Genomic DNA, 17,779 nt, shown 5'->3' on the forward strand with positions numbered 1-17,779 from the left:
GGACCCGAGGGCCGGCAGCGGTGCGGACGCAGTGACGCCGGAGCCGCCGTCACCGCGCGGCGTCGCCCGGGGCCCGCGGCGGCGCGTACGAGCCGAGGAAGTCGGCGCCGCTCGGCTGGGGAGCGGCGACCGGGGGCGCGGGCTGCTGGACCGTCGGCCGGTGCTGCGGGGCGTAGGGCCCGAGGAAGTCCGCGCCGCTCGGCTGCCGGGCCGCCTGCTGCTGCGGTGCGTAGGCCCCCAGGTGGTCGGCGCCGCTGCCCTGGTGCGGTGTCGTCGGCACGACGGCGGGCCCGCCCTGTCGCACCGCGCGCCGGTGGGCGAGCTTGCGCTTCAGCTTGAGGACCCACGAGGCGACGACGGCCAGCAGGATCAGCACCAGCACCACGTGCTGGATCCAGTCCGGCAGGAACCGCAGGACGATCTCGAAGATCTCGGACTTCCCGGACGCCAGTGAGACGTCCGCGGGCACGCTGGACATGGTCGGTGCTCCCCCCGTGACGGTCGTCCGCGGGGTTCGCTCACCCGCGGAACACGGGGATCCTAGCGGGACGCGAGCGCGTGTTCGCCCGCTTTCCGCATGGCGTCCAGCGGGGCCGGGGCGCGGCCTGTCATCTGCTCCACCTGGAGGACCGCCTGGTGCACCAGCAGGTCGAGTCCGCCGACGACGGCCCCGCCGGCCATCGACCAGCGGGCGGCGAGTGGGGTCGGCCAGGGTTCGTAGAGCACGTCGAAGAGGGTCGCGGGCCGCTCCGGTACGGCGTGGGCGAGCGCGTCGGTCGCTCCGGCCGGGGTGGTGGCGATCACCAGCGGGGCCCGCAGCGCCTCGGCGGCGTCCTCCCAGCGGGCGGTGCGCAGCTCGACGTCCAGCCGCTCGCCCCACTGGCGCATCTCGGCGGCGCGGGCCTCGCTGCGGACGTAGGCGACGACCTCGCCGGTGCACACGCGGGACAGGGCCGCGAGCGCGGAGGAGGCGGTGGCGCCGGCGCCCAGGACGGCGGCCGACCCGACCTCCTCGATGCCGCGTTCGCGCAGGGCGGCGACCATGCCGGGGACGTCGGTGTTGTCGCCGGTGCGGCGGCCGTCCCCGGTGAACACCAGGGTGTTGACCGCCTCCACCGAGGCGGCCGTGTCGCTGATCCCGTCGAGCAGCGGGATGACGGCCCGCTTGAGCGGCATGGTCAGCGACAGTCCCGCCCACTCGGCGCCGAGGCCGTCGACGAAGCCGGGCAGGGCCGCCTCGTCCACCTCGAAGCGGTCGTAGGTCCACTCGGTCAGGCCCAGCGCGTCGTACGCGGCGCGGTGCAGCACCGGGGAGAGGGAGTGCGCGATGGGGCTGCCGAGCACGGCGGCCCGGCGGGCCTCAGTCGTCCGAGCGTGCATTGAACTTGTCCCTGAGCTTCTCGAAGTCCGCGTGGGTGCGGGCGAACTCGGTCTTGCTGACGCCGTCGGTCGCCACGAAGTAGTACCAGCCGTCGTCGGTCGGGTCGAGCGTCGCCTTCAGGGCGGTCTCGCCCGGGTTGCCGATCGGCCCGGGCGGCAGTCCCTTGTGGCTGTAGGTGTTGTACGGGTCCTTGTTCTGCTTGATCTCCGCCAGCGAGATGTCGATGTTGCTCTGGTTCTTGACGTAGTTGTACGTCGAGTCGAACTGGAGGAACCCGTAGGTCTCGGGGTTGGAGTAGTCGAGGCGGTTGTAGACGACCTCGGCCATCTTGCGGTAGTCGTCGATGGTCTTGCCCTCGGCCTGGACCAGGCTCGCCACCGTGATGACCTGCATCGGGCCGTCCAGCTTGAACTGCTTGGCCTTGGCCGTCAGGTCGTACTTGGCGTACGCCGCGTCGGCCTGCTCGACCATCTCCTTGAGGACGGCCTCGGGCTTCATGCCCTTGGCCGCCGCGTAGGTGCCCGGGTAGAGGAAGCCCTCCAGCGGGTCCTTGACGTTCTCGCCGGCCTTCGCCCAGCTCGGCAGTCCGAGGTCGGCGTACTCCTTGCGCGCGACGCCCTTCGTGGTGCCGGCGGACAGGCCGAGCTTGTCGTCGATGGCCTGGTAGACCTGCACGTTGCGCTGGCCCGGCTTGACCATCACGTTGGCCTGGCTCTTCGGGTCGAGCATCATCTCGACGGCGCTGGCGGCGGACATCTGCTTCTTCAGGATGTACGCGCCGGCCTGGATCTTGTCGCCCTCGGGGTTGTGCGTGAACGCCGACACGAAGGCGTCGACGCTTCTGACGACGCCGGCCTCCTTCAGCCGGCGGCCGATCTCCGCGCCGCCCGCGCCCTTGGGCACCTCGATGCTGACGGTCTGGCCGGTGCCGTCGCCCGTGTAGTCGGGGGCCGAGGCGTAGCGGTTCTGGTAGAAGGTGTAGCCGACGTACGAGACGCCCGCGAGGCCGCCGCCGAACACCAGCAGCACCACCAGGCAGGCACAGCCGTTGCGGCGCTTCTTGGACTTGTCGCCCTTGCCGCCCCGCCCGCGGCGGCCGGCGCCGCCGTGCTCGTCGTCGTCGGCGTCGTCCGTGTCGGCGACGGTGTCCCCGCCGCCCGCGAAGAAGGCGTGCTCGCCCCGGTCGGGCCCGGGGTCCCAGTCGGTCGCGGCCTGCGGCTCGGCCTCGGGCTCCGGCTCGGCCCCGCGGCGGCCGGGCGGCTCCGGCGGCGGGTAGGCGTCCTGGGTGCCGTAGAGGTCGGGCTGCTCGGCACCGTAGGCGGCGGGCTGCTGCCCGTAGGGGTCACCGGGGTCGGCGGCGTACGGCACGTGCGCGTGCGTGCCGGTGCCGTCCCAGCCGCCCTGCTGGTACACCTGCTGTCCCTGGTGGGCGTACTGCTGCTGCTCGCCGTACTGCTGGTCCGCCGGGGGGTACTGCTGCCGGCCGCCGTACTGCTGGTGCTGCTCGGGGTACTGCTGGTGACCGCCCTGGTACTGCCCGCCGGTGTACTGCTGCTGGTCGTACTGCTGCTGGTCGTACTGCTGCTGGCCCGGGTCGTAACCCTGGTGCCCGCTCCAGTCGCCGTACTGCGACTGCTGGTGCGGCTGCTGCGGGTTCTGCGGGTGCTGCTGCTGGCCGCCGTGGGCAGGCTGGTGGCCCGCGTGGGGCTGCTGCCCTCCCCACCCGTCGTCCCCGTACAACGGGTCCTCGGGAGGCCACGGTTCGGAGCCCTGGCCCCGGCCATACTCAGTCATCGATCCCCTAGAGCCGCGAGGCGGCGGTCACGCGGCCGGCGGGTCCGGCGTCCGTTCCGTCTCTTGCTGTGCGGCGGCTGTTCGAACGCCGCCGCATCGCGCGGAACGTTACCGTATCGCGATCAGATGACCACTTCGACGCCCTCGCCGGGTGGTCTGCCTGACACCCGTTCGGATTCCAGCGCCTGCTGCAGGATGATCACTGCGGCCGCCTGATCGATGACGGAGCGGCCCTTCTTGGACTTCACGCCGGAGGCGCGCAGCCCTTGACTGGCCGTCACGGTCGTCATGCGCTCGTCCACCAGTCTGACCCCGATCGGCGCGATCATGCGGGCCAGTTCCCGGGCGAAGACGCGGACCTTGGCCGCCGCCGGGCCCTCGCCCCCCTTGAGGGAGCGCGGGAGACCGACGACGACCTCGATGGGCTCGTACTCCTCGACGAGTTGCCGCAGCCTGCGGTGCGCCGCGGGGACGTCCCGGCCCGGGACGGTCTCCACCGGCGTCGCGAGGATCCCGTCGGGGTCGCACGAGGCGACCCCGATCCGGGCGTCCCCGACGTCGACGGCGAGGCGGCGGCCGCGGCGCATGACCGGGCCGCCGTCCTCTCCGGTCCGTCCGTCGCCGTTCACCGGACCGCCCCGTGCACCCGTCCGGCGGCGCTCACTTGGCGGTGTCGGCGACGAGCCGCTCGACGGCGTCGACGGCCTCGCCGACGGCGGCCGGGTTCTGGCCGCCGCCCTGGGCGACGTCGGGCTTGCCGCCCCCGCCGCCGCCGAGGGTCTTGGCGGCCGTGCGGACCAGGTCGCCGGCCTTGAGGCCCCGCTCACGGGCGGCCTCGTTGGTGGCAATGACGGTGAGCGGCTTGCCGTTGTTGACCGTGAACAGGGCCACGACCGCGGCCCGTCCGCCCTGGATGCGGCCCCGCACGTCGAGGACCAGCTTGCGCAGGTCGTCCGGGGTCGTCCCGTCCGGCACCTGACCGGTGACCACGGCCACGCCGCGCACGTCCTTGGCGGACTCGGCGAGACCGGCGGCGGCCTGCAGGACCTTCTCGGCGCGGAACTTCTCGATCTCCTTCTCGGCGTCCTTCAGCTTGCCGAGCATCGCGGAGACCTTCTCCGGCAGCTCCTCCGGACGTCCCTTGATCAGCTCCTGGAGCTGGGCGACGACCGTGTGCTCCCGGGCGAGGAAGTTGTAGGCGTCCACGCCGACCAGGGCCTCGATGCGGCGCACCCCGGAGCCGATGGAGGACTCGCCGAGCAGCTTCACCAGGCCCAGCTGGGCGGTGTTGTGCACGTGCGTGCCGCCGCACAGTTCCTTGGAGAAGTCGCCGATGGTCACGACGCGGACCCGCTCGCCGTACTTCTCGCCGAACTCGGCGATGGCGCCCTGCTTCTTGGCCTCGTCGATGCCCATGACGTCGGCGCGCACGTCGAGGTCGCGGGCGAGCACCTCGTTGATCTTCTGCTCGACGTCGGTCATCACGGCCGTCGGCACGGCGGACGGGGAGCCGAAGTCGAAGCGGAAACGGCCGGGCTGGTTCTCGGAGCCGGCCTGGGCGGCCGTCGGGCCGAGGGCGTCGCGCAGGGCCTGGTGGGTCAGGTGGGTGGCCGAGTGGGCGCGGGCGATGGCCGTGCGGCGGCGCGAGTCGATCGAGGCGTGGGCCTTGGCGCCGACGGTGACCTCGCCGACCTGGACGACGCCCTTGTGGACGTAGACGCCCGGCACCGGCTTCTGGCAGTCGCGGACCTCGATGACGGCGCCGGAGTCGATCCGGATGCGGCCGGTGTCGCCGATCTGGCCGCCGCCCTCGGCGTAGAACGGGGTGCGGTCGAGGACGATCTCGACCTCGTCGCCCTCGGTGGCGGCCGGGGAGGACGCGCCGTCGACCAGGATGCCGACGACCGTGGACTCGGCGTCGGTGTCGGTGTAGCCGATGAAGTCGGTGGCGCCGGCCCGGTCCGCGATCTCGCGGTAGGCACCGAGGTCGGCGTGGCCGGTCTTCTTGGCCCGGGCGTCGGCCTTGGCGCGCTCCCGCTGCTCCTTCATCAGGCGGCGGAAGCCGTCCTCGTCCACGGACAGCCCCTGCTCGGCGGCCATCTCCAGGGTGAGGTCGATCGGGAAGCCCCAGGTGTCGTGGAGCAGGAAGGCCTTGTCGCCGGCCAGGACGCTGCCGCCGGCCTGCTTGGTCTCGGTGACGGCGGTGTCGAGGATGTTGGTGCCGGCCTTCAGCGTCTTGAGGAAGGCGTTCTCCTCGGCGAGGGCCACCTTCTCGATCCGCTCGCGGTCGGTGACGAGCTCGGGGTACTGCCGGCCCATCATCCTGATCACGGTGTCGATCAGGTCCTGGACGACCGGTCCGGTGGCGCCGAGCAGGCGCATGTTGCGGATGGCGCGGCGCATGATGCGGCGCAGCACGTAGCCGCGGCCCTCGTTGCCGGGGGTGACGCCGTCGCCGATGAGCATGGTGGCGGTGCGCATGTGGTCGGTGACCACGCGCAGGGACACGTCCGAGGCGTGGGCGTCGCCGTAGCGGACGCCGGTCAGCTCGGTGGCCTTGTCGATGACGGCCATCGAGGTGTCGATCTCGTACATGTTCTGCACGCCCTGCAGGATCATGGCGAGGCGTTCGAGGCCGAGACCGGTGTCGATGTTCTTGCTCGGCAGGTCCCCGAGGATCTCGAAGTCGTCCTTGCCGGTGCCCTCGCCGCGCTCGTACTGCATGAAGACGAGGTTCCAGATCTCCACGTACCGCTCGTCGTTGACGGCGGGGCCGCCCTCGACGCCGAACTCGGGGCCGCGGTCGTAGTTGATCTCGGAGCAGGGGCCGCACGGACCGGGCACGCCCATGGACCAGAAGTTGTCCTTCTTGCCCAGGCGCTGGATGCGCTCCATCGGTACGCCGACGACGTCGTGCCAGATGCGCTCGGCCTCGTCGTCGTCCTGGTAGACGGTGATCCAGAGCTTCTCCGGCTCCAGGCCGTAACCGCCCTGGTCCTGGGAGCCGGTGAGCAGCTCCCAGGCGAGCTTGATGGCGCCTTCCTTGAAGTAGTCGCCGAAGGAGAAGTTGCCGCACATCTGGAAGAACGTGCCGTGCCGGGTGGTCTTGCCGACCTCTTCGATGTCGGGCGTGCGCACGCACTTCTGCACGCTGGTGGCGCGGTCGAAGGGCGGCTTGACCTCACCGAGGAAGTAGGGCTTGAAGGGCACCATGCCGGCGGGGACGAGGAGCAGAGTCGGGTCGTCCGCGATGAGCGACGCCGAAGGGACGACGGTGTGCCCGCGCTCCTCGAAGAAGCTCAGCCAACGGCGGCGAATCTCGGCCGACTCCATCAGTGGTCCTCATTCCGGTTGTACGAGTGCGTCGGCGGGGCGACGTACTGCGAGGGGTTGCTGTTCTCCAGGGCGGTGAACCGCCGGGGTGCGGGGAGTTCGGGGGCGGCGTTGATGCCCAGCGCCTCCCCCAGCTCATCCTCCCGCTGGGCCATGTTGTCGCGCACGTCGTGCGCGAAGCCGACGGCCCGGTCCTTGAGCCGCTGGCCGGTCTCCAGCGCCTTGTGGGCGGCGGCGACGGCGAGGCTCTCGGGCGTCAGCTGCTTGATCTTGCGGTTCACCTTGGTGGTGGCCCAGACACCGGCGGCCACACCGGAGGTGAACCAGAAGGTACGGCGGAACATCTGAGCTGGCTCCTACTTTCGCCGGTTCTTCCGCCGTGCGGCCGGGACGGTGCGGCCCACGATCACCGTGCGCCGGGGCTCCCGGGCGGGCGCGTTCTCCTTGCGGCCGCCGAGGGCGCGGCGGACGCCGTAGCCGAAGGCGGCGACCTTGACCAGCGGGCCCCCGAAGGTGGAGGCGACCGTGGTCGAGAGCGCGGAGGCGTTGGACGTGACTTCCTGGACGTCCGAGGCGATCGCGTCGACCCGGTCGATCTGGGTCTGCGCGGACCGCACCGCCGCGGAGGCGTCGGCCAGCAGCGGGACGGCCTGGTCGGTCACGTCCGCCACGAGCTTGGTGGTCGCCCTGAGCGTCTGGGCCAGCCTCGCCAGCGCGACGGCGAGGAAGGAGACCAGGATCGCCCAGAAGACGGCCACCAGAATTCCGGCCACCTCTCCACCGGACACTGCGCACCCGCTTCCGCTCTTCGGTCACTGTTGACAGGGGTCGAGCCTATCGCGCCGGGGGTGGCGCTCCGTACTCGATTAGACGGCGCCGGGGACGGAAGAACCCGCCGCCCCGGCCGCCCGGGAGGGCGGCGGGACGACGGGTTCCGGTGCTGCGGGTCTACGACCGTCGATCTCGGATCAGCGGGCGTAGTACTCGACGACGAGCTGCTCGTCGCAGATCACCGGGATCTCCTTGCGGTTCGGCTCGCGGTCCAGGCGGAACGCCAGGGCCTTGAGGTTCACCTGCAGGTAGCGCGGGGTCTCACCGTCGGGGGCGAAGCCACCCTCGCGGGCGATCTGGAAGAGGGTCTTCTCGCGGCTGCGCTCGCGGACCATCACGACGTCGTCGGGACGGACGCGGAACGACGGCTTGTCGACCTTCTGGCCGTTGACCTCGATGTGGCCGTGGACGACCATCTGGCGGGCCTGGTAGATGGTGCGGGCGATGCCCGAACGCAGGACCAGGGCGTCGAGACGGCGCTCGAGCTCCACGATCAGGGCCTCACCGGTCTTGCCCTGGACCTTGGACGCGCGCTCGTAGGCGCGGACGAGCTGACGCTCGGAGAGGTCGTACTGCGCGCGCAGGCGCTGCTTCTCCAGCAGACGGACCTTGTAGTCCGAGTTCTGCTTGCGGCCGCGGCCGTGCTCGCCCGGCGGGTAGGGGCGGGCCTCGAAGTACTTGACGGCCTTCGGGGTCAGCGCGATGCCGAGGGCACGCGACTTCTTGACCTTGGGGCGGGACTGGTTCGCCACTGTCTCAATCTCTTTTCGCTGTTTCCGGCTCGTCAGGGTTCAGGGAGGTCGCATCCGCAGCCGGGGAAACCCGCCGGGTCCGCTCGGGACCTGCCGGGCAGCCGCTCCCCTGGTCTGGGCAACTACGTGCAGCACGCGAGTGGCCCACCGACCTGTCCCGGGAACCGGGTGGTGGTGGGCGGCCCGCGACACCGTTCGACGGTGCGCGACGCTCCTGGAGTCCCCCGAGGGGGTCTCCGGCCGGTTGTCCCGCTCTGACAGCGCGGGACTCGGCACTTCGGACCAGTCTACAGGCCGCTCAGGACCGCTTGCGACCGAGGTGCTGGCGGGTCCACTCGACGGCGTCCGCGTACCGCGCCTCCGCGCCGTGCCGGGTCGGGGTGTAGTACGTGCGGTCCTTCAGGGCGTCCGGCGCGTACTGCTGCTCGGCGATGCCCTCCGGCACGTCGTGCGGGTACACGTAGCCCTGGGCGTGCCCGAGCTTGGCGGCGCCCTTGTAGTGGCCGTCGCGCAGGTGGGCCGGGACGGGGCCGGCCAGTCCCTTGCGCACGTCGTCCAGGGCGGCGCCGATCGCGGTGGTCGCGGCGTTGGACTTGGGGGCCAGGGCGAGCGCGATGGTGGCGTGGCTGAGGGTGAGCGCGGCCTCGGGGAAGCCGATCATGGCGACGGCCTGGGCGGCGGCGACCGCGATCGGCAGGGCGTTGGGGTCGGCCAGGCCGATGTCCTCGCTGGCGGAGATCATCAGGCGGCGGGCGATGAAGCGGGGGTCCTCGCCGGCCTCGATCATCCGGGCCAGGTAGTGCAGGGCGGCGTCCACGTCGGAGCCGCGGATGGACTTGATGAGGGCGCTGGCCACGTCGTAGTGCTGGTCGCCGTCGCGGTCGTACGTGACGGCGGCCCGGTCGACGGTCTGCTCCAGCGTGGCGAGGTCGATCTGCGCCGCGCCCTGGTCGAGGGCGGCCCCGGCGGCGGCCTCCAGCGCGGTCAGGGCGCGGCGGGCGTCGCCCCCGGCGATGCGCAGGAGGTGGGCCTCGGTGTCCTCGGGGAGGGTGACGGCGCCCTTGAGGCCGCGCTCGTCGGTGAGGGCGCGGCGCAGCAGGCCGCGCAGGTCGTCGTCGGTGAGGGGTTCGAGGGTGAGCAGCAGCGAGCGGGACAGCAGCGGGGAGATCACCGAGAAGTACGGGTTCTCGGTGGTCGCGGCGATCAGCGTCACCCAGCGGTTCTCGACGGCGGGCAGCAGGGAGTCCTGCTGGGCCTTGCTGAAGCGGTGGATCTCGTCGAGGAAGAGGACGGTCTCCTGGCCGTAGCCGCCCGAGGCGCGGCGGGCACCGTCGATGACCGCGCGGACCTCCTTGACCCCGGCGGTGATCGCGGACAGTTCCACGAAGCGCTTGTTGGTGGCCTTGGAGACGACGTAGGCCAGGGTGGTCTTGCCGGTGCCGGGCGGGCCCCACAGGATCACCGAGGAGGGGCCGGCCGGGCCCTTGGCGCCCTCGCCGACCAGGCGGCGCAGGGGCGAACCCGGTTTCAGCAGGTGTTGCTGGCCCACGACCTCGTCGAGGGTGCGGGGGCGCATGCGGACCGCCAGGGGGCTGGCCGACGGGTCCTTCTCCTGGCGTTCTTCGGCGGCGGCGGTGAACAGATCGGGCTCCACCCTGAAACCCTAGAACACCGCACTGACAATCCCCTCGGGGCTGTCAGCTGGTCCAGAAGTCCCACCAGCGGGTCAGGATCAGCATGCCGATGATGCCGATGTGCAGCACGGGCACGACCCAGGTGAACTCGCTGAAGAAGCCCTTCAGCCAGCGCGGGCCGGGCAGCAGGCCGTTGCGCACGGTGAACGAGGTGACGTACCAGAACATGATGATCGTGGCGACCCAGGCCAGGCAGCACCACAGGCACAGGGCGTTGATCCGGTACAGCGACTGGAACTGCAGCCAGGTGATGAAGCCCACCCCGAAGAGCGTGCCGAAGTTGAAGGTCAGCCAGTACCAGCGCGGGAAGCGGGCGCCGGCCAGCAGGCTCATGCCGACGCAGAGGACGATGCCGTAGGTGACCAGGCCGAGCATCGGGTTGGGGAACCCGAAGGCGGCGGCCTGCTTGGACTCCATGACGCTGCCGCAGGAGACCACGGGGTTCAGGCTGCAGCCGGGGGTGAAGCTCGTGCCGGCGACCTTGGCCTCGAGGAGCTTGAACTTGTCGATCGTGATGACCCACGCGGCGAGCAGCCCGGCCGCGCCGGTGACCAGCAGCAGGATGGCGAACGCACGGCTGCCGCCCAGGGCGCGCGGTCCGGCGACCCCGGCGTGCTGCGGCTCGGGGTCGGTGGAGACGTCCTTCACTGTCGTCTTGCTCATTCCGCCGGTTCCGTCACGTGAGAGGTGGACCTGCTTCGGGCAGGGCCATTGTGCCGCACGCGGCCCGCTGGTCACCGTTCGTTGCGCATAAGGAGATACGCGCGCACGGGCCGGACCGTTCGGTTCCGGCCGTGGTGCGGGGCACCCGTGAGCCGCGTGCCCCCGCGTCGAAAACCGTCCCGGGGGACGAATCCGGGGCCGCCGGGTTGACGTCCCGGGGCCCCGGAGATGACGTTCGGGGCGGCGCTGTGCGGCCCCCTCGGGCCGGTCAGCCCAGCCGGGACTCCAGCTCCGCCACGATCTCGCCCACGCCGATGGCCACCTGCTCGCCGGACTCCATGTCCTTCAGCTGGACGACGCCCTCGGCGAGGTCGCGCTCCCCCGCCACGAGGGTGAAGCGCGCACCGCTGCGGTTGGCGTTCTTCATCGCGCCCTTGAGCCCCTTGCTCCCGTAGGAGAAGTCGGCGGCGACGCCCAGCTTGCGCAGCTCGGTGACCTTGGCGAACAGCACCCGGCGGGCCTCCTCGCCGAGCGGGACCGCGTAGACCGAGGTGGCGGACGGCAGGTCCAGCCGCACGCCCTCGGCCTCCAGGGCGAGGACCGTGCGGTCGACGCCGAGGGCCCAGCCCACGGACGGCAGCGCGGGACCGCCGATCATCTCGGACAGGCCGTCGTAGCGGCCGCCGCCGCCCACCGCGGACTGCGCGCCCAGACCGTCGTGGACGAACTCGAACGTGGTGCGCGTGTAGTAGTCCAGGCCGCGCACCAGCCTCGGGTCGTCCTCGAAGGCGACGCCCGCGGCGGTGATCAGCTCGCGGACCTCCTCGTGGTACGCCTTGCAGGCGTCGCACAGGTAGTCGCGCAGCAGCGGGGCGCCGGTGAGCTGCTTCTGCACGTCGGCCCGCTTGTCGTCGAGCACGCGCAGCGGGTTGATGTCGGCCCGGCGCAGGGTGTCCTCGTCGAGGTCCAGTCCGCGCAGGAACGCCTGGAGCGCCTCGCGGTAGACCGGGCGGCACTCCTTGTCGCCGAGCGAGTTCAGCAGGATGCGGAAGGAGCGCAGGCCCAGCGAGCGGTAGGCCTGGTCGGCCAGGATGATCAGCTCGGCGTCCAGGGCCGGGTCCTCGGCCCCGATGGCCTCGGCGCCGACCTGGGAGAAGTGGCGGTAGCGGCCCTTCTGCGGCTTCTCGTAGCGGTAGTACGAGCCGGAGTACCAGAGCTTGACCGGGAGGTTGCCCTGCTTGTGCAGGTTGGCCTCCAGGGCGGCGCGCAGCACGGAGGCGGTGCCCTCGGGGCGCAGGGCGAGCCGGTCGCCGCCCTTGGTCTCGAAGGCGTACATCTCCTTGGTCACGATGTCGGTGGACTCGCCGACACCGCGGGCGAACAGCTCGACGTTCTCGAAGCCGGGTGTCTCGACGTAGCCGTAGCCGGAGGTGCGCAGCGGGGCGGCGATGGCCTCGCGGACCGCGAGGTAGGTCGCGGAGTCCGGCGGGATCAGGTCGTAGGTGCCCTTGGGGGCCTGGAAGGTGCTCACGGGAGTCTCTCGTTCACATTCCTCGTCGGGGAGCGGTGCCGGTGTCCGCGCCGGGGTCCTGGCGGCCGTCGGCCACCTGGCGCAGGTACGGGTTGGCGGTGCGCTCCCGGCCGATGGTCGTCTGGGGGCCGTGGCCGGACAGCACCACGGTGGAGTCGTCGAGCGGCAGGCACACGCGGGCCAGCGACTCGAGCATGTCCGCCATGGATCCGCCCGGCAGGTCGGTGCGTCCGATGGAGCCGGCGAAGAGCAGGTCGCCCGAGAAGAACACCGGGGGGACGTCCGCGTTCTCGGGGAGCCCGAAGGTCACCGACCCCTTGGTATGGCCCGGGGCGTGCGCGACGGTCAGCTCCAGGCCGGCCAGTTCCAGCCGCGCGCCGTCGGTCAGCTCCCGGACGTCGTCCGGCTCGCCCACCGTCAGGTCGCCGAGCAGCGGCAGGCCGATCGACCGGCCGAGCGCCTTCTCGGGGTCGCTCATCATGTACCGGTCCTCGGGGTGGATCCAGGCCGGCACGTCGTGCGCGCCGCACACGGGGACGACCGAGGCCACGTGGTCGAGGTGGCCGTGGGTGAGGACGACGGCGACGGGCTTGAGCCGATGCTTCTGGAGTGCTTCCTCGACTCCGGGGGCCGCTTCGTGGCCCGGGTCGATGATCACGCACTCCTCACCGGGGGCGGGGGCGACGAGGTAGCAGTTCGTCCCCCAGGCACCGGCGGGGAACCCGGCAATGAGCACGTTCGTCCTTCGTTTGTGTCGATACGGGTGGCTACGGCTTGCGCCCGAGCCTACCGGCGCTGCCGAATCCTCAGCGAACCCATATACGGTACGGGGCACACACAGACGGACGCATGAGGAGACAACCCCGTGGTCACCCAGGAACAGCGGCGGCGACAGCTCGCCCGGGAGAAGTTCTTGCGGCAGCAGCAGCGGCGGACCGAGGCACGGCGGAAGGCGAAGGTCCGCACCTCGGTGATCGCGTCGGTGCTCGGCGTGGTCCTGGTGGGCAGCCTGGCGCTGTACACGACCGGCGTCATGAAGGACGACTCGGACGACAAGGCGAGCGCGAGCGCGTCGACGGCCCCGTCGCCCAGCGCGGCGAAGGACCCGTGCGAGAAGCCGGCCGCCGGCAAGGTCGCGACGCAGACCTGGAAGAAGGAGCCGGCGATGTCGATCGACAAGTCGGCGAAGTACACGATGACGCTGGACACCACCTGCGGCGCGATCGACGTGGCGCTGAAGGCGTCGGCGGCCCCGCACACCGTGAACTCCTTCGCCTTCCTCGCGGGCAAGGGCTACTTCGACCACACGAAGTGCCACCGCCTGACGACCAACGGCATCTACGTGCTCCAGTGCGGCGACCCCACGGGCAGCGGTTCGGGCGGTCCGGGCTACACCCTCCCGGACGAGAACCTCAAGGACCCGAGCCTGAAGAACAACACCTACCCGGCGGGCACGATCGCGATGGCCAACACCGGTCAGGCGCACACCGGCGGCAGCCAGTTCTTCCTGGTCTACCAGGCGAGTCAGCTCCCGCCGAGCTACACGCCCTTCGGTACGGTCTCGGCCGCCGGCATGAAGGTCCTCAAGAAGATCGCCGCGGCGGGCGAGAACACCGGCGGCGGTGACGGCGCGCCGAACGCGACCGTGGTCATCGACAAGGCGACCGTCGGGAAATCCTGACGACCAGGGCGGCCAGCAGCGCAATTTCGGTCGTGCGGGATGCGGACAGGCGCCCTGCCGGTCGCCTAGATTGGCCGTGACGAAACTGTGGACGATGCCCGGGGGCCGTGAAACCCCCCGCAGGCATCATGTGGAGGAGGCGCTGTGAGCAGCGACCCGTGGGGCCGCGTCGACGAGACGGGGACCGTGTACGTGCGTACGGCCGACGGCGAGCAGGTGGTCGGCTCCTGGCAGGCGGGCTCCCCCGAGGAGGCGCTGGCCTATTTCGAGCGCAAGTACGAGGGCCTGGTGGTCGAGATCGGCCTCCTCGAGAAGCGGGTGCGGACCACCGACCTGTCCGCCAAGGACGCCCAGGTCGCCATCGGCCACATCCGCGAGCAGGTGGACGCGCACCACGCGGTCGGCGACCTGGAGGCGCTGCGGTCGCGTCTGGACAAGCTGGTCGAGACCGTCGAGGCGCGCCGCGAGGAGCGCAAGGCGCAGCGGGCCAAGCAGTCCGACGAGGCCCGCCGGGCCAAGGAGGACCTGGTCGTCGAGGCGGAGCAGCTGGCCCAGTCGGACCAGTGGCGGGCGGCCGGTGAGCGGCTGCGGGCCCTGGTGGACACCTGGAAGGGCCTGCCGCGGCTGGACCGCAAGTCCGACGACGAGCTGTGGCACCGCTTCTCGCACGCGCGCTCGGCGTTCTCCAAGCGCCGCAAGGCGCACTTCGCGCAGCTGGACGCGCAGCGCGAGGACGCCCGCCGGGTCAAGGAGCGGCTGGTCGCCGAGGCCGAGGCGCTGTCGGGCTCCACGGACTGGGGTCCCACGGCGGCCCGCTACCGGGAGCTGATGGCCGAGTGGAAGGCCGCCGGCCGCGCCCAGCGCGAGCACGAGGACGACCTGTGGAACCGCTTCCGCGGTGCCCAGGACGTCTTCTTCGCCGCGCGCAGCTCGGTGTTCGCCGAGCGCGACGCCGAGCAGGCGGAGAACCTGAAGCTGAAGGAGGAGCTGGCCGAGGAGGCCGAGAAGCTGCTCCCCATCGAGGACCTCAAGGCCGCCCGGGCCGCGTTCCGCTCGATCAACGAGCGGTGGGAGGCCATCGGTCACGTCCCGCGGGACGCCCGGCCGCGGGTCGAGGGCCGGATGCACACCGTGGAGCGCGCGCTGCAGGAGGCCGAGGAGGCCGAGTGGCGCCGCACCAACCCGGAGGCACGCGCGCGTGCCGCGGGTCTGACGGGTCAGCTGCAGGCCGCGGTGGACAAGCTCGAGGGCCAGATCGAGCAGGCGCGGGCCCAGGGCAACACGTCCAGGGCCGAGAAGCTGGAGCGTGAGCTGGAGGGCCGCCGGGCCCTGCTGGACCAGGCGCTCAAGGGCCTGCACGAGTTCGGCGGCTGATCCCGCCCACGCGCGGCACGCGAGGGGCCCCCGTACACGGTGTACGGGGGCCCCTCGCGTGTCCGGACAGCGCCGGCCGGTCCGGTCAGTCGGAGGGCCGGCGGGCCGAGGTGACCCGGTAGACGTCGTACACGCCCTCCACGCCGCGGACGGCCTTCAGGACGTGGCCGAGGTGCTTGGGGTCGCCCATCTCGAAGGTGAAGCGGGACGTGGCCACCCGGTCCCGGGAGGTCTGCACGGCCGCCGAGAGGATGTTGACGTGCTGGTCGGACAGCACGCGGGTGACGTCCGACAGCAGCCGGGAGCGGTCCAGCGCCTCGACCTGGATGGCGACCAGGAACACCGAGGACTGCGTCGGCGCCCACTCGACCTCGAGGATGCGCTCGGGCTCCCGGGAGAGCGACTCGATGTTGACGCAGTCGCTGCGGTGGACCGAGACGCCGCTCCCCCGGGTGACGAAGCCGATGATCGGGTCGCCGGGCACGGGCGTGCAGCAGCGGGCCAGCTTGACCCACACGTCGTCCACGCCCTTGACGACCACCCCGGGGTCGTTGCTGCTGCGCCGCTTGCGGCCGCGGGTGCGCGACGGCGGGACCGCCTCGTCCATCTCCTCGGTGGCCGCCTCCTCGCCGCCGAGGGCCTGCACCAGCTTCTGCACGACGTTCTGCGCGGCCACGTGGCCCTCGCCGATCGCCGCGTACAGCGAGGAGATGTCCGGGTAGCGCATCTCGTGCGCCAGGGTGACCAGGGAGTCGCCGGTCAGGATGCGCTGGATCGGCAGGTTCTGCTTGCGCATGGCTCGGGCGATGGCGTCCTTGCCGTGCTCGATCGCCTCGTCGCGCCGCTCCTTGGAGAACCAGGCGCGGATCTTGTTGCGGGCGCGCGGTGACTTGACGAAGCCCAGCCAGTCGCGGGAGGGGCCTGCGCCGGCCGCCTTGGAGGTGAAGACCTCCACCAGGTCGCCGTTGTCCAGGGTGGACTCCAGCGGGACCAGCCGGCCGTTGACGCGTGCCCCTATGGTCCGGTGGCCGACCTCGGTGTGGACCGCGTAGGCGAAGTCGACCGGGGTCGCCCCGGCCGGGAGCGCGATGACGTCGCCCTTGGGGGTGAAGACGAAGACCTCGTTGCGGGACAGGTCGAAGCGCAGGGACTCCAGGAACTCGCTGGGGTCCTCCGTCTCCTTCTGCCAGTCGAGCAGCTGGCGCAGCCACGCCATGTCGTTGAGATGGTCGTCCTTCTTGCCGGCCTTGGGTACGTCGGTGCGCACCTTGGAGGCGCCGGCCACGGCCTCCTGCTTGTACTTCCAGTGCGCGGCGATGCCGTACTCGGCGCGGCGGTGCATGTCGAAGGTGCGGATCTGCAGCTCGACCGGCTTGCCGTTGGGCCCGATGACCGTCGTGTGCAGCGACTGGTACATGTTGAACTTGGGCATCGCGATGTAGTCCTTGAACCGGCCGGGGACCGGGTTCCATCGCGCGTGCACGGTGCCGAGGGCGGCGTAGCAGTCCCGGACGGTGTCGACCAGGACACGGATGCCGACCAGGTCGTAGATCTCCGCGAAGTCACGGCCGCGGACGATCATCTTCTGGTAGACGCTGTAGTAGTGCTTGGGGCGTCCGGTGACGGTCGCCTTGATGCGGGCGGCGCGCAGGTCGGCCTGGACCTCGTCGGTCACTATGGCCAGGTACTCGTCACGCTTCGGCGCCCTCTCGGCCACCAGCCGGACGATCTCGTCGTACATCTTGGGATAGAGGATCGCGAAGGCGAGGTCCTCCAGTTCCCACTTGATGGTGTTCATGCCCAGGCGGTGGGCGAGCGGCGCGTAGATCTCCAGGGTCTCGCGCGCCTTCTTCTCCTGCTTCTCGCGCTTGAGGTAGCGCATGGTGCGCATGTTGTGCAGGCGGTCGGCGAGCTTGATGACCAGGACGCGCGGGTCCTTGGCCATGGCGACGACCATCTTGCGCACGGTCTCGGCCTGCGCGGCCTCGCCGAACTTGACCTTGTCCAGCTTGGTGACGCCGTCGACGAGCAGCGCGACCACGTCGCCGAAGTCGCGGCGCAGGTCCTCCAGGCCGTACTCGGTGTCCTCGACGGTGTCGTGCAGCAGGCCCGCCATCAGGGTCGCCGGGTCCATGCCCAGCTCGGCGAGGATGGTCGTCACCGCGAGGGGGTGGGTGATGTACGGGTCGCCGCTCTTGCGCTTCTGGCCGCGGTGCCAGCGCTCGGCGACCTGGTAGGCGCGCTCGATCTGGCGGAGCGTGGACGTCTCGATCTTGGGGTCGTTGCTGCGCACTATCCGCAGCAGGGGCTCCAGGACCGGGTTGTACGGGTTCGCGCGCTGGACGCCGAGGCGGGCGAGGCGGGCGCGGACCCGGTTGGAGGAGCCGGAGCGGGCGCCCTGGCCGGCGGGCGGCCGGGCCGCGGGCGCGGAGGACGGCTGGGGCGCGGCCGACTGCTCCTGCTCGGGGTCCGTCCCGGCCGGGGAGGGGCGTCCGGACGCGGCGGAGCCAGGGCCCTCGGGTCCGGCGTCGGGGGACGGCTTGGGGCGCGGGGCCTCGGCCGCGCGGTCGGCCGGCGCGGAGCGGTCGTGCTCGACCGGCCCGCGGGTGTCGTCCTGCGCGTGCGCCGCGGGCTTCGCCGTGGGCGCCGAGGCGTCCTCGGGCTTGGCGGCGGTCAGGTGCTGGGCCTCGTCTGGCAAGAGGACTCCTCGTGCGCGATCCGGGTCCCCGGTCAGGCTCCGGAGCA

General features: G+C 71.5%; 15 protein-coding genes. 2 read left to right on the forward strand and 13 right to left on the reverse strand.

The genetic code is table 11. The features are described from left to right. Positions 1 to 49: 49 nt before the first annotated feature. The 12 genes from E4U91_RS06285 to E4U91_RS06340 form a co-directional block, all read right to left on the reverse strand. Positions 50 to 478 carry a hypothetical protein gene (locus E4U91_RS06285; RefSeq protein WP_241678518.1) on the reverse strand — a complete coding sequence of 143 codons (429 nt, stop codon included), beginning with the start codon at positions 476 to 478 and terminating at the stop codon, positions 50 to 52. 62 nt (positions 479 to 540) lie between these two features. Beyond that, the gene (locus tag E4U91_RS06290) at positions 541 to 1,380 is read right to left on the reverse strand and encodes a shikimate dehydrogenase (protein ID WP_137305913.1); all 840 of its coding nucleotides are present in this window, start codon (positions 1,378 to 1,380) and stop codon (positions 541 to 543) included. Beyond that, complete coding sequence (gene mltG / locus E4U91_RS06295) at positions 1,361 to 3,175, reverse strand: endolytic transglycosylase MltG (protein WP_137305914.1); 1,815 nt, start codon at positions 3,173 to 3,175, stop codon at positions 1,361 to 1,363. Before mltG ends, E4U91_RS06290 begins: the two co-directional genes overlap by 20 nt. Positions 3,176 to 3,297: 122 nt before the next feature. Continuing rightward, positions 3,298 to 3,762, reverse strand: coding sequence for a Holliday junction resolvase RuvX (gene ruvX / locus E4U91_RS06300; protein WP_067235508.1), 465 nt, complete (start codon positions 3,760 to 3,762; stop codon positions 3,298 to 3,300). Between the two features lie 73 nt (positions 3,763 to 3,835). Further along, entirely contained in the window at positions 3,836 to 6,508 is a 2,673-nt protein-coding gene (gene alaS / locus E4U91_RS06305) for an alanine--tRNA ligase (RefSeq protein WP_137305915.1), read from the reverse strand. Further along, entirely contained in the window at positions 6,508 to 6,852 is a 345-nt protein-coding gene (locus tag E4U91_RS06310) for a hypothetical protein (RefSeq protein ID WP_137302273.1), read from the reverse strand. Before E4U91_RS06310 ends, alaS begins: the two co-directional genes overlap by 1 nt. Before the next feature lie 12 nt (positions 6,853 to 6,864). Beyond that, positions 6,865 to 7,296: a DUF948 domain-containing protein gene (locus E4U91_RS06315; RefSeq protein ID WP_067235500.1), complete on the reverse strand. Its 432-nt coding sequence runs from the start codon at positions 7,294 to 7,296 to the stop codon at positions 6,865 to 6,867. Positions 7,297 to 7,476: 180 nt separating this feature from the next. Beyond that, positions 7,477 to 8,091 carry a 30S ribosomal protein S4 gene (gene rpsD / locus E4U91_RS06320; RefSeq protein WP_067235497.1) on the reverse strand — a complete coding sequence of 205 codons (615 nt, stop codon included), beginning with the start codon at positions 8,089 to 8,091 and terminating at the stop codon, positions 7,477 to 7,479. A gap of 298 nt (positions 8,092 to 8,389) precedes the next feature. Then, the gene (locus E4U91_RS06325) at positions 8,390 to 9,745 is read right to left on the reverse strand and encodes a replication-associated recombination protein A (protein ID WP_137305916.1); all 1,356 of its coding nucleotides are present in this window, start codon (positions 9,743 to 9,745) and stop codon (positions 8,390 to 8,392) included. 43 nt (positions 9,746 to 9,788) lie between these two features. Beyond that, positions 9,789 to 10,448, reverse strand: coding sequence for a vitamin K epoxide reductase family protein (locus E4U91_RS06330; protein ID WP_137305917.1), 660 nt, complete (start codon positions 10,446 to 10,448; stop codon positions 9,789 to 9,791). Between the two features lie 268 nt (positions 10,449 to 10,716). Next, entirely contained in the window at positions 10,717 to 11,979 is a 1,263-nt protein-coding gene (gene hisS / locus E4U91_RS06335) for a histidine--tRNA ligase (RefSeq protein ID WP_137305918.1), read from the reverse strand. Between the two features lie 13 nt (positions 11,980 to 11,992). Then, a complete protein-coding gene (locus E4U91_RS06340) occupies positions 11,993 to 12,715 on the reverse strand; it encodes an MBL fold metallo-hydrolase (protein WP_137305919.1) in 723 nt (240 codons plus the stop codon). A gap of 129 nt (positions 12,716 to 12,844) precedes the next feature. Between E4U91_RS06340 and E4U91_RS06345 the strand changes: the two genes are divergently transcribed. After that, entirely contained in the window at positions 12,845 to 13,660 is an 816-nt protein-coding gene (locus E4U91_RS06345; RefSeq protein WP_137305920.1) for a peptidylprolyl isomerase, read from the forward strand. Positions 13,661 to 13,804: 144 nt separating this feature from the next. Further along, a complete protein-coding gene (locus E4U91_RS06350) occupies positions 13,805 to 15,034 on the forward strand; it encodes a DUF349 domain-containing protein (protein ID WP_137305921.1) in 1,230 nt (409 codons plus the stop codon). An 85-nt stretch (positions 15,035 to 15,119) separates the two neighbouring features. Here E4U91_RS06350 and E4U91_RS06355 read toward each other — a convergent pair whose 3' ends face one another. After that, on the reverse strand, positions 15,120 to 17,732 hold the full coding sequence (locus E4U91_RS06355; RefSeq protein WP_137305922.1) for a RelA/SpoT family protein: 2,613 nt from the start codon (positions 17,730 to 17,732) through the stop codon (positions 15,120 to 15,122). Between the last annotated feature and the right edge of the window lie 47 nt (positions 17,733 to 17,779).

It is taken from the genome of Streptomyces lasalocidi (assembly GCF_005280215.1).
Taxonomy (GTDB): domain Bacteria; phylum Actinomycetota; class Actinomycetes; order Streptomycetales; family Streptomycetaceae; genus Streptomyces; species Streptomyces longwoodensis.